The sequence below is a fragment of the Acidicapsa acidisoli genome, assembly GCF_025685625.1.
GTDB classification, from domain to species: Bacteria; Acidobacteriota; Terriglobia; order Terriglobales; family Acidobacteriaceae; genus Acidicapsa; species Acidicapsa acidisoli.
Genome location: NZ_JAGSYI010000001.1, coordinates 111,545 through 134,203 on the forward strand (window position 1 = coordinate 111,545; position 22,659 = coordinate 134,203).

The 22,659-nt window shown below is 54.5% G+C and carries 19 protein-coding genes; 18 read left to right on the top strand and 1 reads right to left on the bottom strand.

What is annotated here, in order from left to right; all coding sequences use genetic code 11:
- The first annotated feature begins 191 nt into the window (after positions 1 to 191).
- From OHL23_RS00460 to OHL23_RS00540, 18 genes are all read left to right on the top strand, one after another.
- Entirely contained in the window at positions 192 to 758 is a 567-nt protein-coding gene (locus OHL23_RS00460) for a cupin domain-containing protein (protein WP_263349774.1), read from the top strand.
- A 238-nt stretch (positions 759 to 996) separates the two neighbouring features.
- Positions 997 to 1,635, top strand: a complete 639-nt coding sequence (locus tag OHL23_RS00465) for an RNA polymerase sigma factor (protein ID WP_263349775.1) — start codon at positions 997 to 999, stop codon at positions 1,633 to 1,635.
- Between the two features lie 91 nt (positions 1,636 to 1,726).
- On the top strand, positions 1,727 to 2,809 hold the full coding sequence (locus tag OHL23_RS00470) for an alpha/beta fold hydrolase (protein WP_263349776.1): 1,083 nt from the start codon (positions 1,727 to 1,729) through the stop codon (positions 2,807 to 2,809).
- 743 nt (positions 2,810 to 3,552) lie between these two features.
- A complete protein-coding gene (fumC, locus tag OHL23_RS00475) occupies positions 3,553 to 4,983 on the top strand; it encodes a class II fumarate hydratase (RefSeq protein ID WP_263349777.1) in 1,431 nt (476 codons plus the stop codon).
- 14 nt (positions 4,984 to 4,997) lie between these two features.
- Positions 4,998 to 6,737 (top strand): NAD-dependent malic enzyme, encoded by a 1,740-nt coding sequence (locus tag OHL23_RS00480; protein ID WP_263351685.1) that lies wholly within the window; start codon positions 4,998 to 5,000, stop codon positions 6,735 to 6,737.
- A 128-nt stretch (positions 6,738 to 6,865) separates the two neighbouring features.
- On the top strand, positions 6,866 to 7,435 hold the full coding sequence (locus tag OHL23_RS00485) for an FUSC family protein (RefSeq protein ID WP_263349778.1): 570 nt from the start codon (positions 6,866 to 6,868) through the stop codon (positions 7,433 to 7,435).
- Between the two features lie 30 nt (positions 7,436 to 7,465).
- Positions 7,466 to 8,257, top strand: coding sequence for a (Fe-S)-binding protein (locus tag OHL23_RS00490; RefSeq protein WP_263349779.1), 792 nt, complete (start codon positions 7,466 to 7,468; stop codon positions 8,255 to 8,257).
- A 14-nt stretch (positions 8,258 to 8,271) separates the two neighbouring features.
- The gene (locus OHL23_RS00495) at positions 8,272 to 9,678 is read left to right on the top strand and encodes a lactate utilization protein B (protein WP_263349780.1); all 1,407 of its coding nucleotides are present in this window, start codon (positions 8,272 to 8,274) and stop codon (positions 9,676 to 9,678) included.
- Positions 9,659 to 10,312 carry a LutC/YkgG family protein gene (locus OHL23_RS00500; protein WP_263349781.1) on the top strand — a complete coding sequence of 218 codons (654 nt, stop codon included), beginning with the start codon at positions 9,659 to 9,661 and terminating at the stop codon, positions 10,310 to 10,312. Before OHL23_RS00495 ends, OHL23_RS00500 begins: the two co-directional genes overlap by 20 nt.
- A 4-nt stretch (positions 10,313 to 10,316) precedes the next feature.
- On the top strand, positions 10,317 to 11,645 hold the full coding sequence (locus tag OHL23_RS00505) for a cytochrome ubiquinol oxidase subunit I (RefSeq protein ID WP_263349782.1): 1,329 nt from the start codon (positions 10,317 to 10,319) through the stop codon (positions 11,643 to 11,645).
- Positions 11,642 to 12,673, top strand: coding sequence for a cytochrome d ubiquinol oxidase subunit II (locus tag OHL23_RS00510; protein ID WP_263349783.1), 1,032 nt, complete (start codon positions 11,642 to 11,644; stop codon positions 12,671 to 12,673). The genes OHL23_RS00505 and OHL23_RS00510 overlap by 4 nt, the downstream gene beginning before the upstream one ends.
- 16 nt (positions 12,674 to 12,689) lie before the next feature.
- Positions 12,690 to 13,532, top strand: a complete 843-nt coding sequence (gene budA, locus OHL23_RS00515; protein WP_263349784.1) for an acetolactate decarboxylase — start codon at positions 12,690 to 12,692, stop codon at positions 13,530 to 13,532.
- Positions 13,532 to 15,211 (top strand): acetolactate synthase AlsS, encoded by a 1,680-nt coding sequence (alsS, locus tag OHL23_RS00520; protein WP_263349785.1) that lies wholly within the window; start codon positions 13,532 to 13,534, stop codon positions 15,209 to 15,211. Before budA ends, alsS begins: the two co-directional genes overlap by 1 nt.
- A 163-nt stretch (positions 15,212 to 15,374) precedes the next feature.
- The gene (locus tag OHL23_RS00525) at positions 15,375 to 16,808 is read left to right on the top strand and encodes a TolC family protein (protein ID WP_263349786.1); all 1,434 of its coding nucleotides are present in this window, start codon (positions 15,375 to 15,377) and stop codon (positions 16,806 to 16,808) included.
- Positions 16,809 to 16,939: 131 nt separating this feature from the next.
- A complete protein-coding gene (locus OHL23_RS28645; protein WP_396127313.1) occupies positions 16,940 to 17,074 on the top strand; it encodes a YtcA family lipoprotein in 135 nt (44 codons plus the stop codon).
- Between the two features lie 17 nt (positions 17,075 to 17,091).
- Positions 17,092 to 18,300, top strand: coding sequence for an efflux RND transporter periplasmic adaptor subunit (locus OHL23_RS00530; RefSeq protein WP_396127314.1), 1,209 nt, complete (start codon positions 17,092 to 17,094; stop codon positions 18,298 to 18,300).
- Between the two features lie 2 nt (positions 18,301 to 18,302).
- Positions 18,303 to 20,429: an FUSC family protein gene (locus OHL23_RS00535; protein ID WP_263349788.1), complete on the top strand. Its 2,127-nt coding sequence runs from the start codon at positions 18,303 to 18,305 to the stop codon at positions 20,427 to 20,429.
- 321 nt (positions 20,430 to 20,750) lie between these two features.
- Positions 20,751 to 21,728, top strand: a complete 978-nt coding sequence (locus OHL23_RS00540; RefSeq protein ID WP_263351686.1) for an ATP-binding protein — start codon at positions 20,751 to 20,753, stop codon at positions 21,726 to 21,728.
- Between the two features lie 187 nt (positions 21,729 to 21,915).
- Here OHL23_RS00540 and OHL23_RS00545 read toward each other — a convergent pair whose 3' ends face one another.
- On the bottom strand, positions 21,916 to 22,209 hold the full coding sequence (locus OHL23_RS00545) for an excisionase family DNA-binding protein (RefSeq protein WP_263349789.1): 294 nt from the start codon (positions 22,207 to 22,209) through the stop codon (positions 21,916 to 21,918).
- Positions 22,210 to 22,659 lie beyond the last annotated feature (450 nt).

Below are 22,659 nucleotides of genomic sequence, written 5' to 3' on the forward strand. Positions count from 1 at the left end.
GATCCAATGGCAAATTTCTGGACACGCATCTATTGCCTGTTCTCGATAAAACAAGATAGGCACATGCCGCTCAGCAAGAAGCATTGAAGAAAAAGTCTCATGCTGCTATGCAGCGTATATCGGAGATAGCCCGAGCGAGCAACATCTATCTCACTCCTTATGTCGCAAATACCAGACCAGAGGTGAAGTAAATGACAAATACCGATAAGCAGCTAATTCCGGCTGCCTACTCCCGTGAAGTGAGCGTTGACTCAACCATCAAGTACATGGGCCAGGTGATTACGGTTCTTGCAAAGGGGACCGAAACTAATGGGCGCTTTGCATTTATGGAAGTCAGAGTACGGCCCGGGCTAGAGCCACCACCTCACATCCACGAGCGCGAACACGAGCTATTCTTCGTGCTTGAGGGAGCGATTCGATTCTATACACCAGAAAAGACGTTCGATGTCCAAGCTGGCGGCGTTGGATTTCTTCCTCAGGGTAAGCCCCACACATTCGCCTGTCTGACGGAGGAGATACGTGCATTGATTATGGTCGGAGCCACCGGCGATGAAACAGTTGGAATGGATGGCTACCTATTGGCAATGGGTGAACGGGCACACGACATGGTTCTGCCTGATGTGGCGACCGCTAACGCGGTTGAAGATCCCGAGCAAGCAATCAGCGTTGGCGCTTCGTGGGGCATTCGCTTCCTCACGCCGGAAGATACCAAGAAAGCTTTGCCGCTTTATCCCGGTTTCGGGGCTCGTATCTCTTAACAAAAGCTATAGGTCGATGATGGTAGGAAACTTTTTCATGTTCAGGTGAAAATAGCTCCCACTCCGTCTGGCGTCCGTGTGATGAACAAGGCGCCTTATTCTCATGGCACTCAAATTCAAGGCGCATCCCATTCGGGCGTGTCTGATCGACGCAATCCACTCTGATGGTCTGGCGCCAACTTGCCACAGGTGAATTGTTCCTCATTTCTCTAGCAAAGAAGCCTCCGGAGTTCAAAGGATGAAAGGTGTCGCTCTAGTTAACCGTCATGCCGCGGATCGAGCGTCGGCGACAGATGATGACGTCGTCTCGGCAGCTCGGGCAGGGTCGCCCGAAGCCTTCGCAGAACTTCACGCACTCTATTCCCGGCGCCTCTATCGAACCATCTTGGCCATTACCAAGAATCCTCAAGATGCAGACGATGCATTGCAGGACACATTTCTGCGTGCCTATGTGGCAATCCAAAACTTTGAGGGTAGATCCAAAATCTACTCCTGGCTGACACGGATCGCCATCAACTCTGCTCTATCGATCCTTCGCAAACAGCACACTCGTACCGAAGTATTGTTTGATGATCAGCTTGATCCTCAGCTTGAGACTCTCTCATTTGAAGTTAGGGACACTGCGCCGAATCCCGAGGAGGCCTACGATTTGAATCGGCGCCGACTTGAGACATTACGCGCTATTTGCAGCCTTGATCCCCAACTGCGTGCGCCAATTCGAATGAGAATGATGCTCGGATGCTCAGTGAGGGAGATCGGCCGCGCGCTGGATCTCTCCGAATCGGCCGTCAAGGCCCGCTTGTATAGAGCGCGTCGACGGCTTTCGGCTGCACATAACCTCAGCGAGTCCGAACTGCCGCTGACCTGGAGCGTCTGAAAGTTGCGGCCCCGAGACTTGTTATCACTTTGCGATCGGGCTCGTGAGCCAGATCGTGTTCACTGATCAGGAATTGAACGAGGAGGTTGTTATGAATCGTCGAGTTTTCACATCACGCGGATTAGCCGCCACGTTGGCTGCGATGATCCCTAGCGCGGCAAGTGCACAGTCTAAACCTGCCCCTAGCCCATCTGACCTTGCGCAAGAACTCCCGAGCGCGCATCCGGAGCCCGCACCATGTGCCAGTCTGAGGGAACTTCCCGAACCGCCCTCTGCCGTCACCTCGGAGAAACTCCTGCCTGGCTTCGAAGCTCGGAGGATTCGGACATCGGGCGCCGAAATCAACGTTCTCACCAAAGGAAATGGCAGGCCGCTACTGCTTATCCACGGCCATCCGGAAACACATCTGACATGGCATAAGATCGCGCCTGCACTCGCCGAGGAATACACTGTCGTGCTTCCAGACTTGCGCGGCTACGGTGATTCGAGCAAGCCGGGATACAGCGACGACCACGTCAACTATTCCTTTCATGCCATGGCTCTTGATCAGGTTGAAGTCATGCGACAACTTGGACACGAGCGCTTCCTCGTAGCCGGCCACGATCGCGGCGGACGGGTCGCCCATCGCCTTTGTTTGGACCACCCCAGCAGCGTCGAGAAGGTAGCCGTTCTCGATGTAGCGCCCACTCTGACAATGTACGAACAATCGACAAAAGAGTTTGCGACTAAGTATGTATGGTGGTTCCTTCAAATTCAATCAGCACCGATGCCCGAACACCTGATAGGCCTCGATCCTGCTTACTACCTGAGGGATCATCTTGCCGTTCAAGGCAAGACACCAGGTGCGATCTCGCCAGAGGTAATGGCGGAGTACATTCGCTGCTACTGCTGCCTTGGCACCATTCGCGCCGTATGCGAAGACTATCGCGCTGCAGCCGGACTGGACCTCGAGCACGATCGTGAGGATGAGAGTAGGAACAAGTACATTCAAGCTCCCCTTCTCGCTCTATGGGGGGCAAAAGGCACAGTCGGCCACCTTTGGGAGGTCCTCGCAACGTGGAGAGCCAAAAGCAACAAGACCGTCTCCGGCAAACCGCTCCCATGCGGTCATCTGCTCCCGGAGGAAGATCCAGAGGGTGTGCTCGCTGAGTTTCGGGAATTCTTCCGGTCATGAGGTGGTCCGGTTGTTGGGGGGGCTGTCTTTGCCTTGCAACTAATGGCTTCTACAGCCTTCGCAAACGCACCCTCCCCTTCGGGCGACACCGACCGTAGGCTATGGCTTAGCCAGGGCCAAACACTTCCGATCGCGCGTCCATCGAGTCAATGGCGTCCTGCGAGGGCAGGGTGAAGGAGTCATCGAAAAGGCATCATCGATTGCTTGTCCAAATGTCTGCTTCATATCCAGCCAGAGGCTCTTCAGACGGCCACGGGGTTTTAACCGGATCTGCGGCGTGAATCGAGCTAAACAGACCACACGGACGGATACATTCCCGCAGCTTTGTGCACGCGCATCGATGCGGCGATGTATGAAATAGATGAAGAAGATTTGGTTAGCCGTTCCAAAGACGCGGCACCCTGTTTCGTGGCGTCTTTATGTGAGTTCCGAAAGAGCAACGTTTATTGTTTCTACTTGTGCCTGGTTAACGAACAAGGAGTGGAGTTATGGAGACCGAACAAATAGAGAATGGCGCATGGCGGCCCCTTCGTGGTTGCTTGTAATTTGCGGCCCTGTCCATGCTTCGACAGTGTAAATACGTTGACACCGATTCGCTTGAACACAGGGCTGCACCTGCCGTGTAACAGGTGTCTTTTCAACCAAACAAACGGCGAGACGTTTGGCAGCCTGAATGCCTTAATAGTTGTCGTAACAATGGAAAACGTTGAGTGACCGCAGAGTATCGAGCAAAGGGAGAAACGATGAATGCAAGCAGTGCAGTGAAGAATCAGGAAGTGCGAAAGGAAACCGATAGTCTCGGCGAAGTGGAGGTGCCAAGCGGCGCACTCTGGGGAGCGCAAACGCAACGCTCGCTTGAGCATTTCAACATCGGGCAGGATCTGATACCGCGCGAAATGATCGCCGCGTATGCCACCCTGAAGAAAGCCGCAGCCAATGCTAACCATACCGGCAAGCGTCTTGACGACCAGCATCACGGGCTGATCGTCCAGGTCTGCGATGAGATCCTTGCGGGCAAGCATCAGGACATGTTCCCGCTACACGTCTGGATGACCGGAAGCGGCACGCAATTCAACATGAACGTAAATGAGGTGATTTCCAATCGATGCTGCCAGCTCGCGGGCACACAGCTTGGGAGTAAGACACCCGTTCATCCCAACGATCACGTTAACATGTCGCAGTCCTCAAACGATTCTTTTCCCACTGCGATGAATATAGCGGCGGCTGTGAATGTAAAGGAGAGACTGATACCTGCAGTGAGGGCATTGCGCGACGCGATCGCGGCTAAGGCCGACGAGTGGAAAGACATCGTTAAGATCGGACGCACCCATATGCAGGACGCCACCCCCCTCACACTTGGGCAGGAATGGTCGGGTTATGCCGGTATGCTTAGCGACAATCTTGAGCGCATCGAGGATGCGCTGAAGAGCGTGTACTGCCTCGCACTTGGCGGTACGGCTGTAGGAACGGGCATCAATGCTTCTCCTGAATTCGGCGATGCCGCTGCTGCAGAAATTGCAAAACTTACGAGCCTTCCCTTCGTTAGCGCGCAGAACAAATTTACCGTGCAGGGTGCTCATGATGCTCTCGTCCAGCTCTCCAGCACACTCCGCACTCTAGCAGTCTCGCTCTACAAAATTGCCAATGACATTCGTCTGATGTCGTGCGGGCCGCGCGCAGGCTTTGCCGAATTGTTGATCCCCGAAAACGAGCCCGGCTCTTCGATTATGCCCGGCAAAGTAAATCCGACTCAGGCCGAGGCGCTAACGATGATAGCCGTGCAGGTAATGGCCAATGACGTTGCGGTGGGCTTCGGCGGTGCCGGCGGCTACCTGGAGATGAATGTCTACAAGCCCTTGATCATCTTCAACATTACTCACTCCGTCACGATCCTGACTGACGGATGCACCAACTTTCGCAAGTTTCTGGTCGAGGGAACGAAACCGAATTTGAAGAAGATCGCGGAATACGTGGAGCGGTCTTTGATGCTCGTAACCGCACTCGCGCCTGTCATCGGTTATGACAAAGCGTCGAAGATTGCGCACTACGCCCTGGACAACGACCTCTCGCTCAGGCAAGCCGCACTCAAGCTGGGGTTTGTCACCGAGGAGGAGTTCGATCGGGTCGTCGACCCAGCGAAGATGGTCCATCCGTACGTTGCGAAAGCCAGCTAACGGAGCCTGCAGCTCTGAGTCGATGCACTCCCACTAATAAAGAAACCTATGCAGACCAAGGAGACAACATGACCGCAAATAAGCACGGAATCGAAGTGCTTCAAGATCCATCGCTCAACAAGACGACAGGCTTTACGGAGTCCGAAAAGCAATCGCTCGGCCTCACTGGCCTCGTACCCGACGTTACGGAGTCGATCGAAACTCAACTGAGTCGCGTTTTGCTGCAACTGAAGGAAAAGGCGACCGATCTTGACCGGTTCATCTACCTGATGAATCTGCTCGATACGAACGAGACGCTGTTCTATCGCACCCTGATGTCGGACCCGGCTCGCTTCCTCGAGATCGTGTACGACCCGACGATCGGTGAAGCCTGCCTGAAGTTCGACCACATCATGCGCCGCCCACACGGAATGTATCTATCGATCAAGCGGAAAGGGCACGTAAAGGAAGTGCTGCGGAACTGGCCAGTCAAAGATGTGCGCTTCATCTGCGTGACCAACGCTGGCCGCATCCTGGGCCTGGGCGATCTCGGAGCCAACGGTATGGGCATTCCGATCGGGAAGCTGCAACTCTACACAGCTGCGGCAGGTGTGCCGCCGCAGGGCCTGTTGCCGATGTATTTGGACGCCGGTACGAACAACGAAACATATCTCAGCGATCCGCTCTACGTCGGCCTGCGACAGCATCGCCCATCGAGTGATGAGTTGTACGCTTTCGTCGACGAGTTCGTAGAGGCGGTTCAGGAGGTCTTCCCGAACTGCTGCATCCATTTCGAAGACTGGACCGGGGTCGACGCGGTCGCTCTGCTTGCGCGCTACCGCAATAGGGTTTCCTGCTACAACGACGACCTCCAGGGCACGGCCGGCGTAACTCTCGCCGGACTGATTAATGCATTGAAGATCACAGGTGGCGAACTCAAGAATCAGCGAATCCTGTTTCTGGGAGCAGGCTCCGCGGCCATCGGCCTCGCAGATCTGGTCGTCTCTGCATTGGGACAGGAGGGTGTCGCGAAGGAAGTTGCCCGTCAGCAAATCCGATTTTTCGACACACAGGGACTTGTAGTTGCTGGAAGGCCGGGTTTAGCAGCACACAAGCTGCCATACGCACACAAGCTGCCGTCCAGCAAACCATTTAATCATCTCGACCTGGCGACCGAACAGCCACAGATCGTGACAGCCATCGAAGACTTCAAACCGACGATCCTCATCGGTGTCAGCACTGTGGGCAAACTATTCTCGCAGGAAGTCGTCGAGGCGATGTCCCGCCACAATGAGCGTCCCATCATCTTTGCCCTTTCCAATCCTACTCAGAAGCACGAATGCCTGCCCCAGGATGCCTATGCGTGGTCGAAGGGCAAGGCAGTCTACGCTGGCGGAGTGCAATTCCCACCAGTGCAGTTAGGCGGGCAGACGTACCTGCCGTCCCAGGCCAACAACCTGTATATCTTCCCTGCCGTCGGCATGGCCATTTACGCCACCAACGCGAAGCGAGTGACGGATGAAATGTTCATCGAGGCTGCACATGCTGTCGCCGACCAGGTAACTCCCGAGCAGTTGAAGCTGGGCATGCTCTTCCCGCCGCAGTCGAACATCCTTGAGGTCGAGATTCAGACCGCCGCGCGAGTCGCGAAGCTCGTGTTCGACAGCGGTCTGGCCAGGGTCGAGCGGCCATCCGACCTGGTCTCGTTTATTCGGGAGCATGTCTACAAGCCCGAATACCGCGAGGAAGTAACGTCGGCAACGAGGGCCGCCTAAACACAAACAGAGGCAAGGTTCGATGCAGGATGGATTCCTCGCCGCTCCCATGAGCGACAAAGGAATGCATCCTGCGGAGGACCACACTAAGTGACTGTCGGGCTCGTTTCAGAACAAGGAGTGGAATTATGGCACTGGTACAACAACAAGATGTCGAATCGCCAGGCGGTCGACGAACAAACATCGGGCAAGCAGTCGGCTCGGGCGCGATTCTCGCGGTGGCCTGCCTAATCAGCTATGTGGTAATTACTTCGATCCTGACTCGTGAGTACTCTGTTTCTCGAGATGACGATTTCCTCGGCGGAATGTGGGCTGCGGTCGCCACGATCTTCGTGTATCGCCAGAGTTACATCGAAAGCGCTCGTGCCGCGTTTTCGCGAACATTAGCAACCTTGGCTAGTTTCGTCCTCTGCCTGATATACCTTCTGATTTTCCCATTTCACGTTGTTGGTATGGCCGCGTTGATCGGGATCATCTCCATCCTCCTGGCCCTGATTCGCCGCTCAGAGGAAATCATCACAGCGGCTATTACGACCGCTGTAGTGATGGTCGTGGCCGGCATCAGCCCACAGCACGCATGGATACAGCCCATTCTGCGTCTAGTTGACTCGGCTGTTGGGATTCTGGTCGGCATGGCTGCCGCGTGGATCGCTCTGGGACTGGGGTTGAGTTCCAAGCCGCAACGCAGTGACGCTTAAGTCATACCGGAACCGAAAGGAGCAATAGAAATGACGACACAGACCGAAGCAACAAATCAGAGCACGATTTCGAAGGATACGAGAATTGCTCTCTTCATACCCTGCTACATCGACATGATGTTTCCAGAAGTTGGGATAGCTACGCTACAGCTCCTGGAGCGATTCGGGCTCAACGTGAGTTACCCACTCAATCAGACATGTTGCGGTCAACCCATGGCTAATAGCGGTGATGAAGCCAATGCGGCACCGGCCGAGCTTCTCTTTGTGGAGAACTTCAAGGAATTCGACTTCATCATCGGGCCGGCAGGAAGCTGCGTCAAACAGGTCCGGTGTCATTTTGATGTTATCGACCAAACCGACGATGTTAAACATGTTCGCCAACGCACCTATGAGTTAGTCGAATTTCTTCACGACATTTTGAATGTGGACTCCTTCCCCTGGGCGGAATTCCATCACTCGGTTGCGATTCACAATAGCTGCAGCTCCATCCGCGGGCTGGGCATTGCCAAGCCATCCGAGATCATGGGAGTTCCATTCGACAAAACAGCGGACCTGCTTTCGAAGGTGAAGGGCTTAGTGCTAACACCTGTAGATCGGCCTGATGACTGCTGCGGTTTCGGCGGCACCTTCTGCGTTACGGACGAAGCTGTTTCCGCCCGGATGGGACTGGAGAAGGCTCACGATCATCTTCGCCACGGTGTCGAATACGTAGTATCGCCCGACATGTCGTGCTTGATGCATCAGCAGGGTATCGCGCAGCGCTCCGGACTGGATTTGAAATACATCCATGTCGCGCAGGTGTTGAATGGCGGCCCATTCTGAGAGGAGTTTCCGATATGAGCAATGCAAAGCAGGTTGATCCGGCAAAGGCTGCCGAACTATTCATCATTCACGATCAAATCCACGAACCGATGCACGATCGTTTCTTGTGGGGAACGATGCAGCGGCGCGATGCAGAAGCGGCTGCTATTCCGGAATGGGAGGAGCTGCGCGAAATTGCCTCGAAGATCAAAGAGCATACGCTCACGCATCTCGATCACTACCTGGAAGAGTTCGAGGCGAATGCCACGAAACGCGGCGCGCATGTCCACTGGGCGTTGGATGCCGCCGAGCACAATGAGATCGTGCATTCCATCCTCAAAGATCACGGCGTTAAGGAGATGATCAAGAGCAAGTCCATGCTTCAGGAAGAGTGTCATATGACGCCCTTCCTTGAGAACCGTGGAATCAAGGTCATCGAATCGGATCTGGGTGAGCGAATCCAACAGCTCGATGGTCAACCGCCCAGCCACATTGTGTTCCCCGCTATCCACAAAACGCGGAAGGACGTGGCACAGCTGTTTGCGCGCACGGTTGGTACCGATCCAAACAACGATGATCCCCACTTATTGACTGAGGTTATTCGAAACAACGCTCGTCCGAGATTTCTGGCGACGGGAGCGGGCATGACGGGAGGCAATTTCGCGATCGCCGAAACCGGGACCTTCATGGTCTGCACCAATGAGGGAAATGCCGACATCGGTGCTTCTGTGCCGCCGCTCCATATTGCGAGCATCGGCATTGAGAAGTTGATCCCGCGTGTGGAGGACATGGGCGTGTTTCTGCGGCTGCTGGCCCGGAGCGCGGAGGGATCTCCTCTCACACAATATTCGTCTCATTTCAGCGGACCTAGAAAGGGTGGAGAGCTGCACATCGTGCTGGTGGATAACGGGCGAAGCCGACGGCTTGGCATGGCCGACTTCTGGCATTCACTGAAGTGCATCCGCTGCGGCGCTTGCATGAACACTTGCCCTGTCTATCGTCGAAGCGGTGGCTTGTCTTATGGCGCAACCTATTCGGGCCCCATCGGCGTCATCCTCGACCCTACGTTTGACGAGTTCAAGTACAGCGAACTGCCGTTCCACTCCACTTTGTGCGGGTCATGTTCCGATGTCTGCCCGGTGAAAATCGACATCAGCGATCAGATCCTCAAATGGCGCAGAGTAATGGCGGAAAGAGGATACCTGCCGTTGGTAAAGAGGATGTCATTTGCTGTTGCCGGTCACGTTCTCGGTCATCCCGAGGAGTACCACGCGATGGAGAAAGTTGCCGCGCCGGCGATGGACTACGCGCCGCACTTCCTCTTGTACAACCGTTCCTTGAATCCCTGGGGGCGTAGCCGCGAACTCCCGCAGATAGCGAAGCAAACATTCCGCGATTGGTATCTCGCAAACAGGAGTGAACATGCAGACGACGAACAGTAGCCGCGAGACAATTCTAGGGGCAATCCGCAACAGCCTTCCGAAGGATAAAGTGGAGCATCCTCGGATTCCGCACTTCCAACGGTCGGGCGAACGGCTCAAGACAGAGTTTGAACGGCATCTTCAAGAAGCCGGAGGAGTCGCACACGACGTCGCCACCGTGGCCGAGGCCGAAGCTAGGTTGATGACGCTTCATCCCGGAGCAAAAGTGATTTGCTCAGCTGTGCCCGAAATCGCAGGCACACGCAGAGCGGAGGATCGCGATCCACACGAATTTGCCGACGTAGACGTGGGCATCGTTCGTGCACTGTTTGGTGTTGCAGAGAGCGGCGCCGTTTGGCTGACGCAGGAGGACCTGGTCGTGGATGCTCTCGCATTCCTCTCGCAGCATCTCATCGTGTTACTCGATCCGGAACAGATCGTGTCTGACATGCACGAGGCTTATCGTCGCGTGCGCCTCGATGAAACAGCCTTCGGGTGTTTCATGATGGGCCCGTCGGCCACCGCTGACGTGGAAGCAACTCTGGTGCACGGAGCTCAGGGAGCTCGCTCTCTGAACCTATTCTTCCTGCCACCCGCACAAATGCCTGTTGTACCGGCCTCTACGAAAACCTCACGGCCTGAACCAGGAGCGTAGCGGAATGGACAACTTCATTGCAGCCCGATCCCAGATGGGGATGTCTTTAGCATTCCATATCATCTTCGCGACGATCGGAGTTTCGTTGCCCTTGATGATGACAATCTCCGAATGGCGGTGGAGGTCGACCGGCGATCCGGTCTACCTCTTACTGGCAAAGCGCTGGGCGAAGGGGACAACCATCCTTTTCGCCGTCGGCGCCGTCTCCGGCACCGTCCTGTCCTTTGAACTCGGCCTCTTGTGGCCACGGTTTATGCAGTATGCCGGTGCAGTCATTGGGATGCCGTTTTCATTGGAAGGTTTCGCCTTCTTTACCGAGGCAATTTTTCTCGGGATCTACCTGTACGGTTGGGACCGGGTGCCCGGATGGTTTCATCTCCTTTCGGGCATCATCGTCACGATCAGCGGTGTGCTCTCTGCCATATTCGTCACGCTTGTGAACGGGTGGATGAATACACCAACGGGCTTCGATATCGTAGCCGGCAAGTTCGAGAACATTCATCCGTTTGTTGCGATGCTCAATCCAGCCGGAATTCCGGAAGCCGTACACATGGTTCTGGCGGCGTATACGGCAGCCGGTTTTGCAACCGCCGGTATTCATGGCTGGCTTCTCCTGCGTGGCGGTAGAAATCGCTTCAATGAGGCTGGGCTTGGAATCGCGTTACTCATCGGTGGTTCAGCGGTTCTTCTTCAGAGTATGAGTGGCGATGCTCTCGCTCGCATGGTGGCGGCGAAGCAACCGATGAAGCTGGCCAGTCTTGAGGGTCAGTTCCAGACCGAAACCGGCGCACCGCTTCGCATCGGAGGGATCCCCTTTCCAGACAAACGCGAAACGAAATACGCAATCGAAATACCGCATGCTCTGAGTCTTCTCGGATTCCATGATCCCAACGCGCTGATCAAAGGACTCGATCAGGAACCGGAATCCGACTGGCCTGACGTGCGGGCGGTGCACATCTGTTTTCAGATCATGGTTGGCTGTGGCAGCCTATTGTCCCTCTTTGCTGTTGCGGCGGGCTGGCTCGCCTGGAAGAAACCTCCACTCATCGAACACAAGGTTTTTCTCAAAACGCTCGTTCTGGTCAGTCCTCTCGGTTTCGTCGCACTGGAGGCGGGATGGATGGTAACGGAGCTCGGCCGTCAGCCCTGGATCATTTACCACCTCATGCGTACCAAAGATGCGGTAACTTCCATGCCGAACGTTACGATCACCTTCCTCGTGATGACGGCGCTCTACGTGGTTCTTGGAATCATCGTTGTCTGGTTGCTGAGCAGGCATGTGATCGCAACGCCAAAAGGAAAAGAACTTGAACGATCGGAGGTTCTGGTATGAGTACAGATGTCATTCTTGCTGCGGTAATGCTCGTCGCGCTCGTGATCTATTCCTTGCTTGGCGGAGCCGACTACGGGGCTGGATTCTGGGATCTCATGTGCTCCGGGCCGCGTCAGCAAGACCAGCGTGACGTGATCTCAAGAGCAATCCAGCCAGTGTGGGAGACGAATCATATCTGGCTCATCCTGGTCGTCGTCCTAACGTTCGCCGGCTTTCCGGCTGCGTTCAGTGAGATCAGTCTGGGTCTCGCCGTTCCAATCTTTCTTATTCTCCTTGGCATTGTTTTGCGTGGTTCATCGTATGTCTTCCGCGCCTATTTCACGGGAAGCGTTGGAACACAGCTCTATTGGGGTAAGGTCTTCTCCATATCGAGCAGCATGACCCCGCTATTTCTTGGGATCGTGATCGGAGCGATATCCAGCAGCACCGTGCTGGTGAAGGACGGCATCAGTGAAAATGGCTTCCTGAGAACGTGGTTCCATCCCTTCCCGCTGATCGTCGGCGCGCTTTCGCTCTCACTCTTCGCTTATCTATCGGCCTGTTATCTCACTATCGAAACAGGCGATCCAGCGCTCCAGAACGATTTTAGGAACCGCGCTCTATTCTCAGGATTTGTTTCCCTGATGGCTGCCTTTGCAACCTACGTCGTCGCAGAGAATGCCGCGCAGGGAATCCGCGATGGCCTGTCTCGCGCACCCTATGTTTGGCTGATTGAGGCAGGCGGCGCTATCGCGGCGCTTGTTGCGTACCAGGCTCTCTGGACAAGGCGATATCAGCGCGCCAGAATAGCGGCTGCAGCGCAGGTTGCTCTCATCGTATTCGGCTGGGGCGTTACACAGTATCCCTATCTCGTCCGACCCGAACTCACGATTGTCAACAGCGCAGCACCCTCCAACATTGTGTCGGACCTGGTGATCGCTGTCGCAATAGGCGCCTTGGTTCTCATCCCGTCGCTCATCCTGCTGATGCTTGTCTTCAAAACGCATCGCGAATCAAGATCAGTTGACGCCGATACAACGCTTGTCTAGCCCGGTGGAGAATTCTATGCCTTTGCTTGTTCCAATTTCGAAGTCATTGCAGACCGCACTTGAAAAATTATCTAGAGAGACGGGAGAGCCCATCACTCACCTCATTTCGAACGCACTCTCCCACTGCTTTGATGTACCGCAGCACACGCTCTTCCAGGTCTCAACTTCGGGAGCTCTTGTTCAGGGGATTTACAAGCGAGCTGTGTCGAGCAGCTTCTTACTAAACTACGGCGACTTTGGGCTTGGAACCTTTGAGAACCTTGACGGCGAGATGGTTGTGCTTGACGGAGCAATCTATCAGGCGCGCAGTGATGGCAAAGTCTTGAACATTACCGATGATGCGGGGACCCCTTTCGCGGTCGTAACGCACTTTACCGCGGACCAGGATCAGTCCATTGTGAGTGCATCGAGCTTCGCGGAGATCACCAAAATCTGCGACCGGTATCGTGACTCGGACAATCTCTTTTACGCCTTCCGCATCGACGGTCACTTCACGCACATCCACACTCGGGCTATGAAGGCGACGCTCGATGGACTTCCACTAGCCAAAGCGGCGGCTATCCAACCGGAGTTTGAATTTGTGGATGTCGACGGAACTCTTGTGGGCCTTTGGGCGCCGCAGTTTTCGAGTGCCCTCAACATCGCAGGGTACCACTTCCACTTCCTGTCTGAAGACCGGACGAAGGGAGGTCATCTCCTTGAATGCAGTGGCAAGAACCTCCGAGTTCGCGTGGACAGGCTGAATGACTTCCATCTGTCTCTTCCGGAATCGGAAGAGTTCCTGCGAGCAGATCTCACCAAGGACGCGTCGGAAGACCTTGCCTATGCAGAACAACTTCACAAAAAGGAAAACGCCTAATGTCAACGGAAAAGAACCTAAGTGAGCAGCAAACAGGCGCAGATATCGTTGTCAAAACGCTCGAACAGCATGACGTGAAGTGGGTATTCGGAGTTCCGGGCGCGAAGATCGACAAGGTCTTCAATACGCTCGTCGACTCTCCGATCAAGACTGTCGTCTGCCGTCATGAGCAGAACGCAGCCTTCATTGCTGGAGGGATTGGACGCATGACCGGCAAAGCCGGCGTTGCGATTGCGACCTCCGGACCTGGAGTTTCGAATCTTGTTACGGCCTTGGCTACGGCCAACACTGAAGGCGACCCAGTGATCGCCTTGGGCGGCGCGGTAGCTCTCTCCGACAGATTGAAGAAGATTCATCAGACGATGGACTCCGTGAGTCTCTGCAAGCCTGTCACCAAGTACAGCGTTGAAGTGGACTCACCAGAGTCCGTCTCCGAGGTAATGACGAATGCGTTTCGCAGCGCCGAATCCGACCGCCCAGGAGCGGCCTTTGTAAGTCTGCCAATGGACATCATGCTGGCGCCCTCCAAGTGCGAGGTTCTTACCCCTCCAGCATACTCTGGCGCCGGTCCTGCCGATACGACCGCTATCCAAGAAGCTGCGCGGCTTATCAATCAAGCGAAGAGACCTGTGGTCCTGCTCGGCTTACTAGCAAGTAAACCGCAAAACGCAGCTGCCGTTCATGAATTCATCGAAAGCGGAAAGCTACCGGTGATCGGAACATTTCAGGCCGCCGGAGCGGTCGCCGCGAATCTCTTCGGTAACTTTGGCGGAAGAGTCGGCCAGATCAACAACCAACCCGCCGACACAATCCTTGCCGCAGGCGACCTGGTGATCACAATCGGATACGATCCCGTGGAATACTGGCCCTCCATTTGGAATCAAGGCAACAGGCGGCCCATCATACATTTGGATACTCTGCCAGCTGACATTGATAACTCATATAGTCCAGCGGTCGAACTGATTGGGGATATTGCCGCGACGCTTCGGCTGCTGACGCCTCAGGTTTCCGACTCCACTCCAGAACCGTCGATCAAACGGCTACTGGAACAAATTGCTCAAGAACGTGAGGGGCTTGCACGGTCATCTGCTGCGCTGAATGGCACTCCGGTTCATCCCCTACGGCTTGTTTCCGAATTGCAGAAGATTCTGACACCGGACACGACCCTTTGCTTAGACATGGGTTCCTTCCATCTCTGGATGGCCCGACATCTCTATAGCTTCCGAGCGCGACAGATTCTTATCAGCAACGGCCAACAGACATTGGGTGTAGCCCTTCCCTGGGCGATTGCAGCAACACTCGTTCGCCCTGCAGAAAAGGTCTTGTCGATCTCAGGCGATGGTGGTTTTCTCTTTTCCGCGATGGAGCTTGAAACAGCGGTACGACTCCAATCGAATCTCGTACACATGATCTGGATTGACGGAACATATGACATGGTCGCCACTCAGGAAAGGCAGAAGTACGGTCGCCCCTCCGGCATAGAATTTGGCCCCGTCGACCCAGTAAAGTATGCGGATGCCTTCGGAGCGCGTGGATTCATGATTCAGTCCCCGGACCAGATCAGCCCGGTACTGCAGAAGGCGTTCGATACACCTGGGCCTGTGCTTATTGGAGTTCATGTCGACTATCGCGACAATCACAAACTCTTTGAGCAGGTGAACGAGCGAAGTGTCCACTAGTCGTTCGTAGAGTTCTCCACAACACAAACAATCGCTGAGTGCGATGGTTCTCTGCTTGGCCAACCAATGTAGCGAGGAAAGGATGTGCTCAAAATGGAAGACCATTCTTCCTCCTCACTCTACCTCGCTTCTCCTGGTCTGACCGCCCTGATTACGGTGCCAAATGAGCATTTGGACTACAGTTTCGCTCTTACTTCTTCTTCTTACCGGAGATGTGTTTGCCCAGAGTGCTCCGGCCTCACCCGGGCAACCAGCCCATTTCGCCGGAGAGCGGGAAATCGAAGACTCTGCAAAGCAGTTTGTTGGATTCAGATTCAGCATTCAACAGGACCAAACATACACATTGGCGGAACTGGTTAACTTGGCCGAGGAACACAATCCGGCAACTCGTGTTGCTTGGCAGACGGCCCGTGCTCAAATGGCAGCTCTCGGCGTGGCACGCAGCGAACTGTACCCAACGGTCGCGGCTGTGGCACTCTCTCAGACAAATCGTTCGGAAGTCCTCTTCGGTAGTCAGTTTGATCGCCAGACTGTTCAGTCTTTTAGTGGAGCCTTAGATCTGAACTACACAATATTCGACTTTGGAGGGCGTGCCGGTCGCATCACGGCAGCACGATCAGATTTGCTCGCAGCCAACTTTGCGTTTAACGATACACATCGAAAAATCATCAATGAAGTGACTGAAGCTTATGATCGATTGCTCAACGCGGCTGGTCAGGTAGAGGCGGCTCGGGCAAGTCTCAGGAACGCCCAAACCGTTCAGCAAGCAGCCGAGGATCGTCTTAACAACGGTCTCGCGACTTTGCCGGATGTACTAGAAGCGCGAAGCGCGGCCGCTCAGGCGCAATACGATCTGCAAGCCGCTCTTGGGATTGAGAAGAACACTCGCGGGGATTTGGCAGCTGCATTGGGAACACGTCCCACCGACGCGATTCGAGTTCAGCCCATCGACCAACTTACTATTCCCGAAGCGCTTGACGATTCCGTTGGCCAGGCAATGGATCGGGCATTCGAACAACGGCCAGACCTTATGCAGCATGTGGCTGAAGTTCGAAAAGCAAACGCCGGCGTTAAAGAGGCGCGGGCTGCTTATTATCCGGCTTTTTCTATCACCGCTACTCCCAGTGCGCAATCGTTATATGGCTTGCAGCAGCAGCTTCCCTGGGCACACACGGCGGATCTGCATGGGGAACTGCAGTTGAGACTGAACTGGACCTTGTTTGACGGTGGCAAACGGAAAAATAATCTGGCGCAAGCGCAAGCCAAGCTACGCGCGGCTGAAGCAGGAGTGAACGTTACCCGAGACAACATTGCGGACGAAGTCTGGAAAGCTTATTCCAATTTGGAGACCGCGCTTGGCCAACGGCAAGCTGCTGCCGCTCTTCTCAGCGCGGCCGATCAATCATATTCCGCCGTGTTGGAGTCCTACAACGATGGTGTCCGCAACCTGCTGGACGTAACGGCCGCCCAGGCAACACTGGCAAATGCTCGCTCGGCTGATGTTTTGGCGCGTGCGCAAGTCCTCACGAGTTTGGCAGATCTGGTCTTCGAGACCGGAGACTCGCTGCAATCAAGCGCCAGGAGCCCTAAGCCATGATCTGCCGCCGAGGCCATCGCGTTACGAAGTACGGCTTCATGTCTACTTCGCTTCTGCTTGCGGGTTGCGAACGGGCTCCAACCTTTGACGTGGTAGGTTCGATTTTCCCGGCATGGTTATTTTGCCTGGCTATGTCGATCCTGCTTACAGTTCTCGCTCGGTGGATTTTCCAGCACCTACGTGTTGTGGTCGCTCCTCAGATTTTGATTTATCCAAGCCTGACCGCCGCTTTTGCATCCGCATTGTGGCTTATTTTCTTTTGCTAACGAGGCGTCATATGGAGATGGAATCAAATTCGTCGATTAGGGAGCGGCTCAGTCGACAGATCAGTCTTGGCATTGTGGTAGTCGCTATTGCTTTGGGTCTTGGAGTGCTGTGGAGGTTGACTTATCATCCACGAACAGATGATGCCGAGGTTTTTGCGAATTTTATTGGCATTGCGTCACAAGTAGAGGGCCCGATCACCCGCCTGAACGTGCGCGACAACCAGTTCGTTAAGAAAGGCGAGTTGCTCTTCGAAATCGATGACCGGCCATACAGGTACGCTCTCGAGAAAGCCCTGTCTGATCAAGCTGCACTCGAAGGACAAATTGAGGACGAGCAGCGAAAGATTGCAGCACTGGTGAGCGGCGTTTCTATTTCACGGGCTAATATCCATAGCTCGCAGGCTGACATCGAGCGGTGGGCAGCGGCAATCGATCAGGCCCGCGCAGATTTGGCAAACGCAGAGCAGGGCGTGAACAGGGCTAGAGCAGAGTGGACCTACACAAACAACAATCTGCACAGGATTGAGCCCTTGCTGGCAAAACAGTTTGTCACGGTAGACCAGGTCGATAGAGCGCGAGCATCCGAGGTTGCTCAGGCAGAAGCCCTGAAGCAAGCACAGTCGCAATTGCTGCTCTCACAGGCAGGATTGAAATCGACCTTAGCGCAGTACGAACACTCCAAGGCGGTCCTAGAAGAGAGCCATGCCCAGCATGAGCAATCGATACATGCCGTAACCACGCTCGAACCGCTCACCAATCAGCGTGGCGCCCGGACATCGGCAGTAGAAACTGCTCGCTACAATCTCAGTAATTGCCAGGTCTATGCGCCGTTCGATACGCGAGTGACCAACCTTACGATCTCGGAGGGCGCCTACGCGCGTGTTGGGCAGCAGGTTTTTACGCTCATCGATGCGCGTACATGGTGGGCGATCGGTAATTTTCGCGAAGGTACGCTACAGCATATCGAGCCTGGCATGCGGGCAGACGTTTTTCTGCCGTCGAGGCCGAACATTCGCCTTTCCGGAGTGGTGGACAGTATCGGTTTCGGCACAACTCCGGATCCTGATGTCTTTGGCCGTTTAGAACCAGGGCTTCCTGACGCGCAGCGAACACTCAATTGGGTGCATCTGGCATCGCGATTTCCTGTCCGTGTTCGTGTCGAAAATCCCCCTCCCGGATTGTTTCGAGTAGGTGAGTCGGCGGTTGTTGAGATTCGTGGGCATTGAAGATGGCAACGTTCACGCAAAGCGCATCGAACTCAACTCAGCAATCGGGTTGGATCTGGGAGTTTCTCAAAGAGGAACTTGTACCCTATACCGGAAGATATGCCTTGGTGGGCCGCATGGTCACGTCTGCGACTCTCGCCATGCTCATTAGTATGACGTTTCGACTTCCCTACGGTGCGTATTGTGCCATTTACGCACTCTCGATTTCCTGGGAAAGCGCTCAGACAACCTTGAGGACTGCAGCAACGAGAATCGTCTCCTATTCTCTAGGAGCTACTTGTGTACTGGTCGGCGCAATGATCTTTGTGGATGACCCACTGCTGCGGTTGTTGTGGGCGGTCGGTGCAATGTTCATGACGTTCTATGCGATTAGCGCCATGACAGATAGGGCCACCGCCACCGCAATTGGCTATCTGATTGTGATAACTGTTCCCCTCTGGGATGAACACATCTCTGGCGAACTCAAGCTGGAAGGGACACTCTGGGCGGTCTTTGCACTCTCGATTGGGAACGCAATTGCCGTCGTTGTCGAGTTGTTGTTTGAAGCGATGAGACCGGGGAATGACCTCTTGCGATCGATTGCCGATCGCCTGGCTTCCGTTGAAGCCGTGCTCGCCTGTTATGGAGAAGACGTTTCGGTAGATCCGGAGACGGCAAAGAAGGTTACGCGGCTAGCGATGCTTGGCACATCGAGGCTACGGCGCACGTTGCGCAGTTCCAACTATCCCCGACAATACCTGGAGCGGATGGGCGCCGTTGTAGCGCTGGCTGGGAGGCTCGTTGACATTACTGCAAGTCTGACGCAAATCGAAGTTCTCGTGAGCGTTGAATATCGCAGGAGGTTGCGGGACTTAGCTGGTAGCATATCCACAATTCGCGCCGATCTGCTGAGTAGGAAAATTCCTCGCGCAATTGATGTAGACAGTGGATACGAGTCTTTGGGCGGCATCCCGCTCCTCAGCGAGCTCGAGAAGACCGCAGTGCTCATCCCGGAGGTCTTCTCGGGTGCTGAATCTGTGAGCGAACTCGGGGTCACAAAATCCGATGAAAAGCTACCTTCACGAGTTCTCACTCCAGACGCCTTCACCAATCTAGACCATTTGAAGTTCGGACTGAAAGGCGGGGTCGCAGCGAGCCTTTGCTATATTATCTATAACTCCATCGCATGGCCTGGCATTAGCACAGCCGTTACTACGGTCTTGTTAACCGCGCTTACTACAGTTGGCTTTTCTCGTCAAAAACAGATTCTGCGATTCTCCGGCGCAGTCGTGGGCGGCTTCGGCTTCGGGATGGGAGCGCAAATATTCATTCTTCCTTACCTCGACTCGATCGCTGGATTTGCAGTTCTATTTGTGGCAGTTAGCATGATAGGTGCATGGTTCGCAACTTCAAGCCCCCGACTGGCATATTTCGGCGTGCAGATTATCGTCGCATTCTATCTCATCAACCTGCAAGAATTCAGGGAACAAATTTCACTCGGCATTGCGAGAGACCGTGTAATCGGCATCTTGTTGGGTCTCTTGATAATGTGGGTTGTCTTCGACAAGCTGTGGCCTACGCTCGCTGCGGTCGAGATGAAGCAGGCGTTCATTTCTAATCTCAGAGCTCTGGCTGAATTTGAGAGGCAGCCCCTCGCAGGAGAGAGAAAGGTCGCGATCGAGCGCAGCTATTCTCTTCGAGAGACGATCAACTCAAACTTTGATAAGGTCAAGAGCCTGGCAGACGGACTGCTCTTCGAATTCGGTCCCTCACGTCAAAAGGACCTTGCCCTGCGCGGACAAATCCGAGAGTGGCAGCCGCAACTACGGATGCTTTTCCTAACGCGTATTACTCTCTACAAATATCGCCTTCAACTCCCCGGATTCGAACTCCCGTCGGAGGTGGGCGCTTTGCAAAGGGAGTTTGACTGGAGGCTAGCTGCAATACTCGAGCGGATGGCAAATCGGCTGGAGAACACGGCACCGCAGGAAGATCATGACTTTAGAAGTGCATTTGAGCATTTGGAAAACACGGTCCGGGCCTGCTGTATTGAGGGATCTCATCAGTCGAAAGCCATCGACCTGGAACCCTTTCTCTCTCTTTCACGCACCGCTGAAGGTTTAGTAATCTCTCTGGCAAATAAGATCTAGAGGCCGAATTGCAGAACAACAAAATTCACCTGTCGCAGGCCTACTGTGTACAGCGTGATTCATTGGACAAGTTGTGCGAACGAAGAGTACTCCGAAGGAGGCGACGTGACGCAGGTTGCGCTCGCCCTATTTCACACATCCAGGCTAAAAGCGAAGGGTTGATGCCCGATTCCCAGTGGCGCAAGCGGACAGACTTTTCCGCCGCGCACTCGTAGTCAGGAGTAAGTGAGGCCGATCTAAAGATAGGGTTGTGTCTCGACTAGAAGAGACGAATCCACAAGCATCGGCGATATTCGCAGTAGATACACGGCGCTCACCTTCATTAATACCTCAAAAGTCCTGTTTCGATACAAGCTCATGGGACATGATCCCGATTGGCAAGATGCTGGCACGCGGCGGGAAGCTTTTTACACAAATCTTGGACCGGGTCATTACACGTTCCAGGTGGCTGCACGCAACAGCAGCGGAGTATGGAATGAGAAGGGTGCTTCAGTTCAGTTCGATATAGCGCCTGCCTGGTACCAGACTTTGTGGTTTCGATTAGCCGCAATAGCCCTGGTATTCGGTATCCTCGTGTCCGCATATCTCCTCCGCGTGCGGGAACTTGCGGCGAGAATTGAGCTACGGGTCAGCGAACGAATGTCAGAGCGGCTTCGCATTTCGAGAGAACTGCACGATACGGTCTTACAGGCGCTTCAGGGATTGGTTCTCAGCTTCTCCACCCTCACGACGCGTGTGGCGCCGGATGTACAGTCGGATATGGAGCGTTTTCTGGATGAAGCAGAATCGCTGACGGTCACGGGTCGCGATCGCATCAAGGAAATGAGGGGCTATTTCCCAGAGAACGCTGATATCGCAACTGAAATTCAAGCGATCGTGAGCGGCCTTTTTGGGGAACACCAGTGTCAAGTGACAATCAAGACCAACGGCGCTTCGGCGCCGTTGAGCACGATTGCTCACGACGATACTTTATGGATCGCGCGGGAAGCTCTCCGCAACGCATGTCAGCACGCTCACGCTAAGCACCTCAACATTGAAGTATCCTTCACTCCATCGGAATTTCAAATGCTGATTCAAGATGATGGAGTAGGGCTGGAACCGGATGCATTCCTTGCGCATCAAAGAGGACACTTCGGCCTTGCAAGCATGCGTGAAAGAGCGAACATGATTGGGGGCCGTCTCAATGTCTCAAGTGCTCGCGGAAGAGGAACCGCAATCTCTCTCATGCTGCCCGCTCGAATTGCCTATGCCACTCCTCAGAGCTGGTTCCGACGATTGTTCTCCCGGCGCGTCAACTAGCCCCCCGGAGTGGCTCTATTGCTCTGCTAGGTCTACCGATTCGTTCCACAATGCCCACACTCTGCCAGCATGGCTGTTGGTTATCTTCAGCGCGTCATTATTGGCGATGGTTATGAGTTGTGAATCGTGTCAGCCAAGGGCATTGCGATCAGGACGCACGCATCCAATACTTCGGGACGGACACTCTTCACTCGTCCATGCCGCCTTCCGGGAATACGTTCCGCTCGTACAAGCCGGCTTCGAACGCATCGCGCGCTAGCATGTCCAGGGCAGCAAGACGCTCCTTGTCGCGTTTCTTGGCGAAATCCATGACATCACGAAGATAAACGCGGCGCTGGTTGCCTATTCGATGGTGGGCCATCAGACCGCTCTCAAGCTGCTTGATGAAGAATGGACGCGATATCCCGAGAATGTCGGCAGCTCGCTGTGTCGTAATTGCCAGGTTATCCGGAATGAGCGTAACGGTCTGGCCGTGGCACATAAACCCAACTGCCGTTCTGAGGACCTCAACTACAGTGCCGGGAAGTTCGATCCGGTCCCTGCAGGGCTGATCAGTGCAGGCACACCTCGACGCAACAGTTTCTCCAAGTCCTGCACCTGTTGCTGCTCTGTCTTCGGGAGCGGGATCGGCTTCTTCGCTGCAATGGCCATAATGCCCCAGACTAGCAGGTAGTCGAAATACTCGCAATACGCGCAATAGTCAAGAGGACACTTAGCTGTCACGAGAGCCAGAAAGAGCGCGATGAGCCGAGAAAATCTTGCGGACAGTTGCGGAGCATTTAAGCTGTTCGTTAATGTTGTTAGGATTCTTACCGATGCATTCTGGTTCTCAGCAGTGCGTTAATGTTGCGAGTTGATTGGTTACTTTCACGGCGATAACACGGGTTCAAATCCCGTCGGGGACGCCAATAACATCAAGTACTTAGCGGTT